General features: G+C 70.8%; 12 protein-coding genes. 7 read left to right on the forward strand and 5 right to left on the reverse strand.

Going from position 1 to position 15,590, the window contains the following annotated elements:
* Nucleotides 1–8 precede the first annotated feature (8 nt).
* On the reverse strand, nucleotides 9–2,801 hold the full coding sequence (mobF, locus tag DQ240_RS03835; protein WP_113838334.1) for a MobF family relaxase: 2,793 nt from the start codon (nucleotides 2,799–2,801) through the stop codon (nucleotides 9–11).
* Between the two features lie 1,065 nt (nucleotides 2,802–3,866).
* On the opposite strand from mobF, the gene DQ240_RS03840 reads away from it, so the two are divergent.
* Entirely contained in the window at nucleotides 3,867–5,549 is a 1,683-nt protein-coding gene (locus tag DQ240_RS03840) for an N-6 DNA methylase (RefSeq protein ID WP_113838335.1), read from the forward strand.
* A 1-nt stretch (nucleotide 5,550) separates the two neighbouring features.
* On the opposite strand, the gene DQ240_RS03845 is transcribed toward DQ240_RS03840, so the two are convergent.
* From DQ240_RS03845 to DQ240_RS03855, 3 genes are all read right to left on the reverse strand, one after another.
* Nucleotides 5,551–6,591, reverse strand: coding sequence for a hypothetical protein (locus tag DQ240_RS03845; protein WP_113838336.1), 1,041 nt, complete (start codon nucleotides 6,589–6,591; stop codon nucleotides 5,551–5,553).
* A gap of 647 nt (nucleotides 6,592–7,238) precedes the next feature.
* On the reverse strand, nucleotides 7,239–7,592 hold the full coding sequence (locus DQ240_RS03850; RefSeq protein WP_113838337.1) for a DUF5615 family PIN-like protein: 354 nt from the start codon (nucleotides 7,590–7,592) through the stop codon (nucleotides 7,239–7,241).
* Nucleotides 7,593–7,601: 9 nt separating this feature from the next.
* Nucleotides 7,602–8,222: a DUF433 domain-containing protein gene (locus DQ240_RS03855; RefSeq protein ID WP_158548510.1), complete on the reverse strand. Its 621-nt coding sequence runs from the start codon at nucleotides 8,220–8,222 to the stop codon at nucleotides 7,602–7,604.
* Nucleotides 8,223–8,497: 275 nt separating this feature from the next.
* On the opposite strand from DQ240_RS03855, the gene DQ240_RS03860 reads away from it, so the two are divergent.
* The 5 genes from DQ240_RS03860 to DQ240_RS03880 all read left to right on the forward strand — a co-directional run bounded on the left by DQ240_RS03860 (nucleotide 8,498) and on the right by DQ240_RS03880 (nucleotide 14,412).
* Nucleotides 8,498–9,322 carry a DUF5677 domain-containing protein gene (locus tag DQ240_RS03860; protein ID WP_113838339.1) on the forward strand — a complete coding sequence of 275 codons (825 nt, stop codon included), beginning with the start codon at nucleotides 8,498–8,500 and terminating at the stop codon, nucleotides 9,320–9,322.
* A 154-nt stretch (nucleotides 9,323–9,476) separates the two neighbouring features.
* Nucleotides 9,477–9,722 carry an endonuclease/exonuclease/phosphatase family protein gene (locus DQ240_RS03865; protein WP_369831995.1) on the forward strand — a complete coding sequence of 82 codons (246 nt, stop codon included), beginning with the start codon at nucleotides 9,477–9,479 and terminating at the stop codon, nucleotides 9,720–9,722.
* 27 nt (nucleotides 9,723–9,749) lie between these two features.
* On the forward strand, nucleotides 9,750–10,865 hold the full coding sequence (locus DQ240_RS03870) for a radical SAM protein (protein WP_233498474.1): 1,116 nt from the start codon (nucleotides 9,750–9,752) through the stop codon (nucleotides 10,863–10,865).
* A 22-nt stretch (nucleotides 10,866–10,887) separates the two neighbouring features.
* Nucleotides 10,888–11,688: a peroxide stress protein YaaA gene (gene yaaA, locus DQ240_RS03875; protein WP_113838340.1), complete on the forward strand. Its 801-nt coding sequence runs from the start codon at nucleotides 10,888–10,890 to the stop codon at nucleotides 11,686–11,688.
* 117 nt (nucleotides 11,689–11,805) lie between these two features.
* Nucleotides 11,806–14,412, forward strand: coding sequence for a SpoIIE family protein phosphatase (locus tag DQ240_RS03880; protein WP_113838341.1), 2,607 nt, complete (start codon nucleotides 11,806–11,808; stop codon nucleotides 14,410–14,412).
* Between the two features lie 18 nt (nucleotides 14,413–14,430).
* Here DQ240_RS03880 and DQ240_RS03885 read toward each other — a convergent pair whose 3' ends face one another.
* Complete coding sequence (locus DQ240_RS03885; protein ID WP_113838342.1) at nucleotides 14,431–15,087, reverse strand: FMN-dependent NADH-azoreductase; 657 nt, start codon at nucleotides 15,085–15,087, stop codon at nucleotides 14,431–14,433.
* Between the two features lie 109 nt (nucleotides 15,088–15,196).
* Here DQ240_RS03885 and DQ240_RS03890 point away from each other — a divergent pair, with 109 nt between their 5' ends.
* Nucleotides 15,197–15,568, forward strand: coding sequence for a helix-turn-helix domain-containing protein (locus tag DQ240_RS03890; RefSeq protein WP_113838343.1), 372 nt, complete (start codon nucleotides 15,197–15,199; stop codon nucleotides 15,566–15,568).
* Nucleotides 15,569–15,590: the final 22 nt, after the last annotated feature.

The raw sequence follows: 15,590 nt of genomic DNA on the forward strand, positions 1-15,590 counted from the left end.
ACTCGCCGTCATCGCCCGATGCCCGGGGAAGGACGCCGCGGGGTCATCGACCACCCGCGGCGCTCGACGTCGGGGCGACGAACGCTGGCTGCCGGGGCAGGTCTCCGGGTGGGCCGGTCGAGCGGCTGGGTCCGTCCGTAGCGGTCGACTTCCCGGGCGGCGAGGCCAGCGGCGTGGGCGGGGCCGAGGTCGGCGCGGCTGCGACTGAGGGCGGCAATCCATTGCTCCCGCGCGTCGTCGACGTCGGCGGCGATGAGGTGGGCGGTGTTGGCGGTGCGGCCGCGGGTCATGCCGACGTAGGCCGCGGCGGCGCCGGTGTGCTGGCCAACGACCAGGTGCGCCGCGGCGACGGTCTCGCCCTGGACCCCGTACACAGTGCTGGCGTAGGCCAGCTCGACGTGGTCGGTGACGTACTCAGCGGACAGCTCCCGGACCGGGTCGCCGGCCGGGGTGACGTCCCCGCCGGAGCTGTCACCCCTGGTGGCGCTCGGGGTGACGAGCAGTCCGCCGCGCCCCTCGGTCGCGGTCACGGTCCAGGTGTCACGGTTAGCGACGCCGAGGTCGCGGTCGTTGAGGCGGGTGGCGATCCGGTCGCCGACGCCAATCCGCTGCCCGGCCCGGGTGGTCACCACCTCGGTGTCGTCGACCCGGCCGGCGGCGACCAGCCGCGCCCGGACCGCTGCGTTGAGCTCAGCAACCTGGTCGCGGGTGTCGGCCACCAGCGCGACGTCAGCAGTCCGCTGATCGGCGGCGACCTCGGCGAGCGCGGTCTGCAGGGCCTCGGAGTCGGGGTGTAGCTGGATGCGGCCCCGGGCCAGGAGGGCGTCGAACACCGCGCCCGGGTCGTCGCCGCGCCGCATCGCCAGGGTCAGCGCGGCGTACTCGTCGTCCCGGACCGTCACACCGGCGGCGTCCGTGCGGCTGAACCGGTGCACCGACTCCAGTTGCACACAGGACCCGGGGTCGAGCTGTGCGGCCGCGGCGGCGGCGAGCTCCAGGACGCCGCCCCGGCCGACCGCCGACAGCTGATGCCGGTCCCCGAGCAGCGCCACGCGGACCTGGCACTCATCGGCGATCACCAGCAGGGCGCGGGCGGTGTCCTGGTCGAGCATCCCGGCCTCGTCGATGACCAGCAGATCTCCCGGCCGCAGCAGGGCGACCGTCGGCGCCGTGTACGCCCAGCCGGTGGTCGGGTCGACCTGCCCCTCGGCCAGCCGGGTCCAGCCGCCGGACGCGCTCCAGCGCCACCCGTGGAGGTGGGCCAGCGCCGCGGCCGACCCACTGGACGCGCCCAGCTGGACGCCGGCGATCTTCGCCGCCTTCAGCGTCGGGGTCACCACCGCGACCCGCCGGTCTTGCCGCTCCAGCAGGTATCTGGTGGCGGCCAGGGTGGTGGTCTTTCCGGCTCCGGCCGCGCCCTCCAGCACGATCAGCTGCCGGCCGCCGGTCAGCAGCGCGACGGCGGCGGCCTGGCCGTCATCCAGCCGCAGCTCGGCCTGGACCTTCGTCAGTTCCGGCGCTGGTGCCTCGCTCGACGGGGGGCAGGCGCGCGCGGTGAACCGGGCGTTCAGGTCGGCCTCGACCTCGAGCACAGCTGGGGAGGTCCAGGCCCGAATGTGCTCCGGGACGCCCTCGCGCTCGAGCAGCGGCACGCACCGGCCGACGGCGCGAGCGGTGAGGTCCTCGGCCAACTCCAGCCGCACCGCCGCCTCGGCCACGATCCCGTCGGTGGCGAGCAGCTGCTCCACCTCACCCCGGACGTCGGCGGCGTTCCACGCCGACCGCGCCGACGCGAGCCGGCTCAGCACGCGCCCGACGGCACCGTCACGATCCAGCGCCCCCGCCGGGGTTGGCGTCAGGGCGACGGGCCCGGCGGGGGCGCGGAAGCCCATCTCCGCCAGCTCCGCCCGCCAACGCTCCTCCAGTACCTCGCCTGGACGAGGACGCACCTTGTCCGGGCGGCCGTCGGCCCAGGCCCGCGCCTCCCACGCCCGCCGCAGCACCGGCCCGGCAGATTCGCCGGGATGCGCCAGGGCCCATTCCCGTTCGTAGATGGCGATGTTCGCCGCAATCTGTCCCGCCCGCGCACTCATCGGACCGACAAAAGCAGCGAGCTCCAGTAGTTCTCCAGTAGCGCCGCGGGTGTAGCCGTTGGCAGCGAACGCGGCGTTCAATTCCGGATCGCAGGCGATCGCCGCGTGCCCGAGCCCGTTGATAGCGCCCAAGAAGTCGCGAATGCCGACGGTGTGCAGACCGCGCCATTTCCCGGCCGCGAACACCCGAGACAAGATCTGCAGGTGCAGATGCCGGTGCGGATCCCCGGCCCGGGAGGTGTGATGCCGCACCGTCACCGCCTCCAGCACCTCCACCGGCACCTGCTCCTGAGCGCCGCGCGGGCCCACGCGGGTCGTCGCGTGTTCCGACAGCCAGGCGATGATCTGCTCCGCCGCGCGGTCCTGCGCCGCGTCGTAGGCGGCGGCGATGTCCGGGTGCAGCGCGGCCGCCAGCGACCAGGATTTCGGGCCGTTCACGACCACCTCGACGAACCGCACCGCCCGGTCGTCGGTGCGCAGCCGCCCCCGCGGGTCACCGGTGTCCGGGTCGACCCCGGCCACCCATGCCTCGTATCCATCACCGGACAGCGGAGCCAGCTCATGGACCCGACCGGCACCAGCGGCGTGTCGGCGGGCGATCCCGGTCCCCTCGGCCAGGTAGTAGTCATCGGCCCGGCCGCGGCCGGCCTCCACGTAGTGGCGGGCAGCGGCCGGCGCCCCGGTGTAAACCTTCGTTCCGCCGCGCATTTGTCAACGCCGCTCAACAATCGTCAACGTGTCACCCCTAGGAATGCCGAAGGGCCCCGCAAAGCGGGGCCCGAGCTACCTCCATTGGTAGCATGCGTGCCGCCCTTTGGTGAAGGATGGGACGGCACGGAGGAGGTGCACTTCGCGGTCAGGGAGTCGTTGCAGTCGTCATTCAGTTGATTGTTAATGGCAATTGCTAAGTGCACTGCAGGCTGGTTCTGTTCGGTGCTTATGCCGCTGAGGACCAGCTTGTGATGCCCCGGTTCTCGTCAGACAGCAGATTCCTGCGACCCGGTGGCACGGCCGCCGGGCGGCCGGACACCGGCACTCCTACCGCAGGGGGTGCCGGTCGCCCCGCGGGTCCAGCCTGCGCCGACGGCCAGGGCGGTACCTCTGCTGGGAGCTGCGGAGACCGTGGGTCTCGACGCCTGCTCCTGCCAGGCGATTGAACCCTGGCGGCGGCCGTTGGCCCACTACGACCGAGGGTGATCCTGCTTGACCTGGCCGTCCCACCGGGGGTCGCCGAGGGCTACCGGGCCGATGTGGCACAGCTGCACGCCGCGCCGAAGTAGGTATGTCCCGGATCGCCTCCGATCCCACGGTTTCCCGGCTGATCGCCACCCCCGCCCGCGACGCCTTGGCGGCGTTGGCCGCAATCGCGCTTCGGCAGGGGCCGCCAGCCCCGCCGCCCGCATGGTGACTGGCTGGCGCGCACGTCCGTGCGCACGGGCGTGAGTGCTCCCGGCCGCGGCTCCGGCGTCGGGCTGACGTCCGAGTCCCCGTCCCTACGACCGCAGCGACGCCCCAGATCGTGACACTGGCGCTGACCCGTGAGAGTCGGCCGACCCGTCACACCCAGATGCGATTCCCACGGCCACACGGGACTAAAAAGCCCTATAACCATCGACATGATCACAATCATCAAGGCCCGGCCCACTCGTTGCGGCGAGGGGCTCTCGCCGGAGCTACTTCCGGACACCGCGATCGTCGGCGCGGCCCGTCTCGACTGTCGGAGTGAACGACTAGAGTCGGGCAACGACCGACATTCGAGTCCAGGAGGCACCCATGACGCTGATGGAGCCGGCTGCGGACCGTAAGCGTCACGGTAAGCACTACACACCTCTGGACCTCGCAGACTTCCTCGCGACTCGCACCCTTTCGCGGCTCGGAGCGTCCGATCGGCTTACCATTTTGGATCCGGCGTGCGGCGATGGCGAGCTCCTTCTAGCGGCACATCGCGCTGCCGTCGCACTAGAACTTGACGCGGAACTGGAGCTTGTCGGATACGACCTAGATCCAATCGCGGTGACGATAGCGCGTGAGCGTGCTGCTGCAGCGGGCGTGCCGGTACAGATTGAGCAGGCCGACTTCCTCACCGCGTCGCGCAACCTGGGCGCCCACGCCGTCGACGCCGTAATCACGAATCCTCCCTACGTTCGCACCCAACAGTTAGGGCAGGAGTTCGCCCAGAAACTTGCTTCGGAGTTTGGGCTGCAAGGCCGCGTTGATTTGACCCACCCCTTCGTGGCAATCATGCCGAAGATTCTGCGTCCGGGTGGGATTCTCGGTCTGCTCTGTTCCAACCGCTTCATGACGACTAAAGCAGGCGTGAACGTCCGACGGATTCTGCAGACCGACTTAACTCCCGTCGAGGTCTTCGATCTCGGGGATACTCGTCTTTTCGACGCTGCCGTACTGCCCGCCATCGTAATAGCGGCCAACGAGCGGGACACAGGCGGGCTTGATTGCCCATTTTCGTCGGCTTATGAAAAGTCAGAAGCTGTCCCTCACGCAGGGCTATCATTGTTCAGCGCACTGGTCGCAGAGACGGACTCCACGGTATCCCACGATGGGCGGGCAATCGCGGTCAAGGTCGGGCGCCTTGCACACTCGTCCACGCCGACTGATCCATGGCGACTGGCTCACGCGTCCGGCGACACCTGGCTCAGCTCCATTGAGTCGGCGACTTGGAAGACGTTCGGTGACATCGCCAAGATCCGGGTAGGAATCAAGACGACCGCGGACGCCGTGTTTATCGGCAAGAACTGGGAGAGTCGCAGTCCTCAGCCTGAGGCCGAACTTTTGCTGCCACTGATCACACACGACGATGTCGCGGCATGGCGGGTCGGCGAGATGAAGTCAATGAAAGTTCTTTACCCGTACGACCTGCGCAAGCCGAAGCGCACTCTCGTTGACATGCGCGAGTACCCCGGGGCTATGAGCTATCTCGAGTCCCACGCTGAGCGACTGAAGGGTCGGAAGTACGTCATCGAGGGCGGTCGCCAGTGGTACGAGATTTGGGTTCCGCAGCGTCCGGCCGACTGGGCCGCGCCCAAGATTGTCTTTCCTGATATTAGCGTCGCAGCGCAGTTCGCACTGGACGAGTCAGGGGCGATTGTCAACGGCGACTGTTATTGGATCTCGGTTACGGACATCGGTTCTCAAGAGTTGGCCTTGCTTATGCTCGCCGTCGCCAACTCGTCGTTAGGTCAGCGGTACTACGACGAAGTGTGTGGCAACAAACTTTACGCTGGTCGCCGCCGTTGGATGACTCAGTACGTCGCTCGACTTCCTTTGCCATTCCCTGATTCAGATGCCACCCGGGATCTTGTGGCGGCGGCTCGGGAACTCGTGCGCTGCGCAGATCCGGAGCCGGGGCTTCTCAGGACAGTCGACACACTCGTCGAGGCGGCGTTTGCTGCGGGTGAAGGGTCTGCTCCGCCGCCCAGCGAAGGCACGCTCTTCTAAGCTAAGAGAACCAGGCGGACGGTAGGCGAAGCTGGAGTTTTGAGTTGGAAACCCGGCCGCCGAACTGCCGAAACTCCGTAAAGAAGTCCTCGCCGGTAACGACCACCAGCGCCGTGATGGTGAAGGTTGATCCTTCTCGGTCGCCGTAAAAAATGGCGTAGCGACAGTCGCTTACCGCGACGGTCCCGTTCACCGAGGCCAATGGGGCGTCTGAGTTCGGGAGTTCCAGTCCGAGGTCGATTGTGCGAGCCAGTTGAAGCTTCACCTCCACGAGCTGGGACAGCACATCGGGAAACTGGCCGTGATCAGCGAAGTGGGAGAGCCCAAGCCGCTCGCATGCTTCGCGGTGGACCACGCTTCCTCGGTTCCGCTCCTGTGTGACACCGGGATCGTCGTAGATCTGCCCCACCATCGGCGCAAGGAACGCGAAGACGCCGGCGATCTCAAGTACACGGCCACGGTCCGGAAGCTCGACAGGCGACGTGGCGAGCGGCACCCAGGGGCCTGGGTCGTACGCGGCGATCAGACCGTCAGTATCTCGCTCGGAGACCAGCACCGCGCCGTCCGAGTCCACGATTCGCGACGCCTGATACTTCCGGGTGAGCGTGCCGGTCGTGTCGTACTGGGCAAGGTCTGCACCAGCGATTACGCGGACGTCGGCGACGAGGCCGCGCCTGAGAATGATGATGACATATCGGCGAGCAGCGTCCACCTCTTGGTTCCATACCTGCAGGTTGCTGGACTCCTGGACGTACACGTCAAGGTTGGGATGCCGAAGGCGAGGTTGGGTCTTGGTGAAGGACGCTGGCGGCGCATAGCCGAGCGCGTAGCAAACCAGAGTCTTGGCCACCTTGCTTCGGGTGCGCACCGGCAGTCCGCCGAGATCGGAAACGCCAACCAGATGTTCCCGCAGTACAGCCTCGAGGTCCTCCGCGGTGTAGTAGAGCGGTGACCCGACGAGCTCGGGGTCGTCGTAGATGCTCGCGCCTGACGCAGCAACGCGCCGCCGCACCAAGTTCCCTTCGTAGGCTCCCGCGATCACTTGGACGTTCCACTGGCGTGCACGGATCTGGACTCTACAAGCGCGCCACCGGCCAACCGGGCACAAGATCCTTGACCCGTCTACGACGACTGATCTTCTTCCGACTGACTCATCTGGGAGAGCGTCGTCTGCGACGGGGGAAGCTCGGCAGCTTCGAGGAGCTGGTACGACCGCGTCTCGCGGCCGGAGGCAGGGGGCCCTTGACGTGACCTCGACGTCCGCGCGGATGCGCCGCCCGAGGAGGGGTCTGGCCAAGTCGGAGGGGTGGGCCACCGAAGGTCCCCCCGCTTCCCATAACCCGCCCTCCTCCGACCGCGCCGTGCCGGGGGAAGGGTGGGCCGAAGGCCCATCCCGGGGGACGCGCCAGCGCCCTTCCGGCGGCTGGCGCGGTCGGAGAGACTGCCGCGGGGATGGGGCAGGTGCCGCGTCTCGGAGCGCGTTCGGCTCAGCAGCGACCGCGTCCCCGAGTCCGCCCGAGTCCGCCCCAGTCCGCACACGATCCGCAGAATGGCGAGAGCGGCCAGCGTCGCCCGACAGCGACCAACGACGAAGGTACTGCTCTACCGCCAATTTCAGTCACAGCCCACCGCGCCAAACCGCCCCTCGGTCGATCTTGCAAGGCGGACCGGGAGGCGCCGCGCGGGTCCTCAATCCCATGTACGGCCGAACTCAACACCGTCGTGGTGCAGCCGGACCCAAAGATCCTGTTCACGCTCGAGCAGAGCGATAAAGTGGTGAAGGCTCCTCTTCAGCAGGTCGGCGGCGTCCATCTCTCGGCACTCGACCCAGAGGTGTCGGCCGATTACGTTCCTGCGGCGGCGTTGACTGAACTCGCGGTCATGCGTGACGACCACGGCGTCGCGATCTTGCGCGTACGCGGTCAGCGCGTCGTCGACCACGTCGTCCAAGCGGGCCTCTGCGGCGGTCCAGACGTCGTGTCCCATGCGGCGGAGTGCCTTCACCGTGGAGTTGGCGACGTTGTGATCGCAGAAGAAGCGCACCTGTGTAAATCAGACCGCGAAGGCGCGCGCGGCCTCCACGTCCGCAAGCTCAAGGAGGGGGAACTCTTCGATGACCTCAGCCGCTGAGTAGCCGGCGTCGAGGTAGCGGCGAACCGTGGTGACGGGGATCCGAGTCCCGGACAGCACCGGCTGTGAGCCGAGAGCGCCGCGGCGCCGTTCGATCTGGCCGAAGGCGGACTTCGGTCGCCGAGAAGCGTCGCTGATCTTCGCCTGCAGCGGTCGCAGGTCCAGCACTTCGGGAATGACCCCCTGGCCGGGATGGTGGCCGTCTTCCCACTCGCCTTGCTCGTCCTGCAGGTAGAGGCTCCGGCCGACGATGGCGTAGCGGACTTCGGTCAGTGGGTTCTCGACGCCGCGGGCTCGGACGCGGTCAACCACAGTGCGGATGTGTTGCAGCGAGACGCCGCGGCCACGCATCTCGGCAACGATCAGGACGGCGAGCAGCTCGGTGAAGCTGTAGAGGCGAATGACGCGCCCCGGGGTCAGGCGATCGTTCACCGAGGGCTCAAGCAGGCCAGTGTTCGCCCAGTAGTCCAGTCGGCTGGGAGCGACGCCGGCGAGGGCTGCAGCCTTCTCGCGGGTGGCCATGAAGACGCTGGCGTCGACCATGCCCCGTCTCCCTCCCGTCCCCGCGCTGACCAGGGTGTACGGCTGCCACCGTCTACCACTAGACGGCAGCATGACAGCCTTCACTGACTATCTGCACTGCCGGGCTCGTCACGTGACCGTCACGTGACTCCGACGGGGTGGGCGGGTCGTCGCAGCCCGACGACTCTGGGCACGACTGGGCGGCTTCACAGACCTGCCGGCGTGAATCCGCTCCTTAGCCTCCTCGCGTCGGTCACGTTTCGCTGACCCCCACGACGCGGCGGCACGATGATCCTGTGTCCGACGAGCTCGATCTCAACCTCGCCGCGTCCCTCGACCGCATCGATCGGCTCTTCGTCCGATGGGAGAATCGAGCACCAGGAGACGTGGCCCTGCGGCTTCGCCCCGGCAAGGACGCGCGGTTCGGCTGGACCGTCTGGGGCCTGGTCAGTCACGTCTACGCCCAGGCTGCCCGTATACGTCCCCTTCTCAACCAGGGCGAGGGCATCGAACTCGCGCCCGTGGCGCGTTCCATGTTCGAGTGCGCACTGCGCGCGCAGTGGCTCGTCAGCCGCGGTCCGAAGGCTCTGCCGGGCTTCCTGCAGGCGGGCGCCCGGCAGCGATACAACCTCGGCAACTCCATGCTGCAGGCAGGTTGGGTGGGCATGACACCCGAGATCCTCGAGCGGCTGCAGGAGCAGACCCCGAGCGCGGGCGACTTGGCGGCGCAGGCCAAGAGCTTCGAGCGCATGCTCGACGACTTCGTGGCCGGCAAGGTCCTGTACACGATCTACCGGCTCTTCTCCGGGATGTCCCACGCGAGCATCGCGATCGTTGACGCCTACGTCCACGAGGACGAGGCGAGTGGGGCCATCAGTCTCCGCAGCCGCGCGGACGTCCAAGGAGCCGAGGCGACGTGGAGTTGGACGGTCGTGCTCTCCATGTTGTGGGCCTGGGCAGCGCTGGACTGGATCACCGACAAGAGTCCCGACAGGCACTTCCTCAAGGCCCTGTCACGGGAGGTCGGGACCACCCCGACCCTCGAGTTGACGGCCGAGGCTGCCCGTCTGGCGTGGCTGGACGAGCAGAACGCGAGCAGGCGTCCCCGAACTCGGGGATGAGTCGGGGGTTTCGCACGACAACGGCTGCGACCGCGGAGGCCGAACGTGTACGGGCCGGTGTGGTCGCCTGCCGATGCGCCTTCGGGCGCCACCTAAGGTGCCTCGGGGCACATCGGGGGCATATGATCTTGCAGTTGGCACCAAGCGGCTCTGATTGACCAATGGGTGTTGTCGCAGGTCACCGGGGAGATCAAGTCTTATGCGCAGGTCAGTAAGCAGAGCAAATACGTACTGGGACTACACGCAGCTGCGCTTCCCGCGCCGCGAGGGCATGCGGATCGACTTCGTGCTCGGCTCCCCCGCCCTGCAGCGACGGGTGTCGGGCGCGCGGATCGACCGCGAGGAGCGCAAGGGCAAGGGCGCCAGCGACCACGCGCCCGTGGTGGTCGACCTCACCTGAGCCGCGGGCCGCCGGGGGCTCTCCCCGGTGTTCTACCCGGTGATGACCACGCCGGTGCTCACCCCGCCCGCCCCCTCCCGCCTGTGGACCCCCCAGCGGGTCCTCGTCACCCGCTCCGCCGCCGAACGCCCGCACGGGCAGCGCGTGCTCGCCCGCCTCGAGGCCGCCGGCGTCGACGCGATCGAGCTGCTCGCCGGCGACCGGCTGCCCTCGCTGCGCGGACGGGGCGACGACGACCGCGCCGCGTTCATGGCGGCCAAGGCCACGATGGCCCTCGTCGTCCCCCCGCCGTCGAAGCGGAAGCTGCAGCCCATCCCGCCGTCGGCGGACTTCCGGCTGGACCTGGCCGAGGGCTGCCCGGCGCACTGCCAGTACTGCTACCTCGCCGGCTCGCTGTCCGGCCCGCCGATCACCCGCGTGTGGGCCGATCTCGACGAGGTGCTGGCCGACCTGGACGGCTACGTCGGGCACGGCGCGGTCACCTCCGGCACGGCCGGGCGCGGCCACGAGGGGACGACGTTCGAGGCCTCCTGCTACACCGACCCGCTGGCCCTCGAGCACCTGACCGGCGGCCTGGCGCGGACGGTCGAGCACGTCGGCACCCACGAGTGGCCCGGTCCCGTGCAGCTGCGCGCCACCACCAAGTTCGACGACGTCGCCGGCCTGCTGGACCTCCCGCACGGCGGCCGCACCCGGCTGCGCTTCTCGGTGAACGCCGCGTCGGTCGACCGCCGCTTCGAGGGCGCCACGGCCACGGTCCCCGCCCGGCTGCGCGCGCTCTCGGCGGTGGCCGCGGCCGGCTACCCGGTCGGCGTCACCATCGCGCCGATCATGCCGGTCGAGGGGTGGCAGGAGCAGTACGGCGAGCTGCTCGACGGCATCGCCGCCGCCGTCCCGGCCGGGCACGACCTGACCGTCGAGTGCATCACCCACCGCTTCACGCCGGGCTCGAAGGAGACGCTCCTCGACTGGTACCCGCGGACGAGGCTGGAGATGGACGAGGAGCAGCGCACCACCAAGCGGGGCAGGTTCGGCTCGGTCAAGCACGTCTACCCGAAGCAGACGATGGCCGAGCTGCGCGGCTGGTTCCAGCGCGAGATCGACGCCCGTCTGCCGGACGCCCGCCTCCTCTACTGGACGTGAGCGCTCCCTACGCTGGCTCCCCGTGCTCGTCCTGCTCCCCCCGTCCGAGACCAAGCACCCCGGTGGGGACGGCGTCCCGCTCGACCTCACCGCGCTGGCCACCCCCGAGCTGACCCCGGTGCGCGAGCGGCTGGTCGACGCGCTGGTCGAGCTGGCCGCGGACCCCGCCCGCACGGCGGAGGCGCTCGGGCTGTCCCAGAAGCAGGCCGCCGCGGAGGTCGAGCGCAACGCCGCCCTGCGGACCGCGCCGACGATGCCCGCGCTGGAGCGCTACACCGGCGTCCTCTACGACGCCCTCGACGTCCGGTCGCTGACCCGCGCCCAGCGCGCCCGCGCGGACCGGCGGCTGGCCGTGGGCTCGGCCCTGTTCGGCCTGGTCCGCGGCACCGACGCCATCCCGGCGTACCGGCTCTCGGCGGGCACCGTCCTGCCGGGGCTGCCCACGCTGCGCGCGCTGTGGAAGCCGGTCCTCTCCCCCGTCCTCGCCGACGCCGGCGAGCTGGTCGTGGACCTGCGCAGCGGCTCCTACCAGGCGCTGGCGCCGGTCCCGGGCGCCGTCACGGTCGACGTCCTGAGCGAGCGCCCCGACGGCTCCCGGTCGGTGGTGAGCCACTTCAACAAGGCGCACAAGGGCCGGGTCGCACGGCTGCTGGTCACCACCACGGCCGAGCCGGCCGACGTGGTCCGGCTGCGCGCCCTCCTGCGGCGGGCCGGGCTCGCCGTGGAGCACGACGGGAGGACGGCGCTCACCCTCGTCGTCCCGGCGGACGAGGTGACGCGGCGCGACACCGCCCCGACCAGCCGATCACGCTCCGTGTTGTGACGAACATTTTCTGAAAGGCCTGTTGCCCGCAACGGACATGGCGTGTCATAACTGACGCGCAAACGAGCCGTAGACGACCGGCTCTTCCGCGCCGTGCCCGTGGGGCAGAGGAGAGCTGTGCACGACGCCGCGCGGCCCGCGCCTGCCGCCGACGAGCGGGCGACCGCCCGCGCCGCCTCCGCCCTCCGGTCCGATCCCGACCGGGTACGGGCGGCGCTGCGCCTGCGCCCGGCCGAGGCCGGCATCCCCGCCCTGGACCGGATCACGGAGCTGGCGGCCCGCCTGCTGGGCGCCCGGTCGGCCCAGGTCTCCCTGATCGACGACGTGCTGCTCGTCGCCGGTGCCGCCGGGGACGCCGCCCCGACGGTGGGCACCGAGATCCCCGTCGAGGACTCGTTCTGCGGCCTGGCCGCCGCCGAGGGGGCGCCGCTGGTGATCCGCGACGCCGCCGCCGACGAGCGGGTCCGTGACCTGCACTGGGTGACCGGCGGTCAGATCGGCGCCTACCTCGGGGCGCCGCTGGCCGGTCCGGACGGACACACGGTGGGGACGCTGTGCGTCTTCGACCCGCAGCCCCGCGACTGGTCCGACGCCGACGTGGGGCTGCTCGCCCAGCTGGCCGCCTCTGCCGCCACCGAGCTCGAACTCGCGGCCCTGGTGAGCGAGTACGAGCGGGTGCGGCTGAGCTGGCGGCTGGCGATCGACGCCGGCGGGGTCGGTGCCTTCGACTGGGACCTGCGCACCGGCGAGCTCACCTGGGACGACCGCCTCATCGCGATGTTCGGGTACTCCCCCGACGAGTTCGACCACACCATCGAGGCCTTCAACGCCCGGCTGCACCCCGACGACCTGCCCCGGGTGACCGAGGCGCTGCAGACCTCGATCGCCACCCGCGGGGAGTACGAGGCCGAGTACCGGGTGGTCCTGCCGACCGGGGACACCCGCTGGGTACGGGCCCGCGGCCGCACGCTCACCGATCCCGACGGCAGCGCGAGCCGGGTGCTCGGCGCGGCCTACGACACGACCGACCTGCGGACCGAGGACGTCCGGGTCACCCGGGTCCTGGAGGCCATGCCGGCCGGCTTCTACTCGCTGGACCGGGACTGGCGGTTCACCTACGTGAACGCCGCGGCCGAGCGGCTGCTGTGGCACTCCCGGGACGAGCTGCTCGGCGAGCTGCTGTGGGACGCGTTCCCGGCCGCGGTGAACAGCGCGTTCGAGGAGCAGTACCGCACCGCCGTCCGCACCGGGCGACCGGCGACGTTCGACGCCTACTACCCGGCGCCGCTGGACGGCTGGTACGAGATCCGCGTCTGGCCGAGCCCGGAGGGGCTGTCGGTCTACTTCGTCGAGGTCACCGAGCGGCGGGAGATCCAGGACCGCGCCGAGCGGGCCGCGCAACGGCTCGCCCTCCTGGCCCAGGTCAGCTCCGAGCTGTCCGGCACGCTCGACGTCCAGGCCGCCACCGGCCACCTGCCGCGGCTCGTGGTCCCGGCGCTGGCCGACTGGTGCATCGTCACGCTGGTCGACGACGACGGGCGGCCGCGCGACGTCGGCCACTGGCACGCGGACCCGACCCGGCGCGCCCTGGTCGGCCGCTACGCCGCCGCGCGGCTGGACGCCATGCCGACGACGGGACCGGTCGGGCGGGCGCTGCTCACCGGCGAGCCCGTGCACTCCCCCAGCTCCGACGTGCTGGCGCTGCTCCCGCCCGGCGAGGCCCGCGACACCCTGGCCCTGCTCGACCCCGAGGGCGGGGTCGCGCTGCCGCTGCGGGCCCGCGGCCGGACGCTCGGCGTGCTCACGCTGTTCTTCCGGCGCGGGTGGACGCCCCGGCAGGAGGACCTGGTGACCGCCCAGGACGTCGCCGACCGCGCCGGCCTCGCACTGGACAACGCCCGCCTCTACCGCCAGCAGCAGCAGCTGGCCGAGGGCCTGCAGCGCAGCCTGCTGACCCAGCCACCCGAGCCCGACCACTGCGAGATCGCCGTCCGCTACCTGCCGGCCGCCGAGGCCGCCCGCGTCGGCGGCGACTGGTACGACGCGTTCCTCCAGCCCGGCGGCGCCACGATGCTGGTGATCGGCGACGTCGTCGGGCACGACACCGCCGCCGCCGCCGCGATGGGGCACCTGCGCGGCCTGCTGCGGGGCATCGCCACCTACAGCGACGCCCCGCCGGTCGAGGTGCTGCGCGGGCTGGACTCCTCGATGGCTGTGCTCGGCACCGAGGTCCTGGCGACCGCCGCCGTCGCCCGGCTGGAGCAGACCGACGACGAGCGCGAGCGCGGCATCACCCGGCTGCGCTGGGCCAACGCCGGGCACCTGCCGCCGATGGTGGTCCAGCCCGACGGCAGCGTGGCCGACCTGGCGTCGTGGCAGGGCGACCTGATGCTGGGCGTCGACGCCACCGCCGTCCGCCAGGAGTCGGTGGTCACCCTCGACCGCGGCGCCACCGTGCTGCTCTACACCGACGGCCTGGTGGAGCGGCGCGACTCCGACCTCGACGCCGGGGTCCGCCGGCTGCGCGAGACGCTCACCGAGCTGGCCGGACTGCCGCTGGAGCAGCTGCTGGACGAGGTGCTGGAGCGGCTGGTCGACGGCCGCCCGGAGGACGACGTCGCCCTGGTCGCCGTCCGCCTGCACCGGCAGGACCGGCCCCGCCCGGCGGAGGCCGGCCCCAACCGGGTGCCCGAGGTCGTCCCGGACGACCCGGCCACCCCCTGAGCCGGCCCCCGGGGCAGGTCAGGCGGCGGCCGGCCGGCGGGACCGCAGGTGCGACGCGTGCGCGGCGGCGTCGCGCTCCGCGGCGGCCTTGAGGTCGGCGGCGACGTCGGCGAAGGAGTCCAGCGCCGGGTTGACGCCGACGAGGGTGAACTCGCGCTCCACGACCCGCAGGTCCAGCTGCCAGACGTCGGCGAGGATGCGGCGCATCCAGGACGTGGCGTGGTCCCAGCCCTCGCGCGGGGTGCCCGCGGAGTAGTTCCCACCGCGGACGGTGACCAGCACCGCGGGGCGGCCGGCCAGCGGCGGCTCGGCGCCCGGCCCCATCCGCGGGTCGGTGATCACCAGGTCCGCCCAGGTCTTGAAGTGCTGGGAGACGCCGAAGTTGTACAGCGGGACGGCGAAGAGCAGGGCGTCGGCGTCGAGCAACTCGTCGGTCAGCGTGGCGGCGAGCGCCACCGCCTCGCCCTGCTCGGCGGTGCGCTGCTCGGCGGGCACGGCGCTCCCGGCGACGGCGGCGGCCCAGGCGGTGGCCGGCACCGGCTCGGTGCCCACGTGGCGGCGGACCACCGGTGCGGACGGGTCCTCGGCGCGCCAGCCGGCCTCGACGATGTCGGCGATCTCGCGGCTGGCGGAGCCCTCGACGCGGATGCTGGCGTCCAGTCGGAACAGGGACATGACGGTGCTCGCTCTCTGGGAGTTACTAGTGGATAGCTAGTGCTTCGAGAAAGCTAGCACTACGGAAAGAGAAGTGCACGGGTCAGGACTGCGGACCTACGATGAGCCGGTGTCCGAGGAGCTCCTGCACACCCCGCAGGCGTGCGACGACGCCTTGAGCCGGGCGTTCGGCTTCCTCGGCAAGCGCTGGAACGGCCTGATCATCGGCGTCCTCACGCGGGGACCGGCCGGCTTCAGCGGGCTGCGCCGGGCTGTCGGGGGGATCAGCGACTCCGTGCTCTCCGACCGGCTGACCGAGCTGGCCGCGGCCGGGCTCGTGCGCAGGGACGTCGACCCCGGGCCTCCGGTCGCGGTCACCTACGCCCTCACCGAGGCCGGCGCCGCCCTCCTGCCGGTCCTCGACCAGCTGACCGCGTGGGCCCGGGAGAACCTGCCCGTGCAGCGCTGCGCCGAGCAGGACCCCGCCGCCGAGTGCCGCTGACCGGCCCCCGGCCGTGTGGCAA

It is taken from the genome of Blastococcus sp. TF02A-26 (assembly GCF_003319125.1).
In the GTDB taxonomy this organism is placed as follows: domain Bacteria; phylum Actinomycetota; class Actinomycetes; order Mycobacteriales; family Geodermatophilaceae; genus Trujillonella.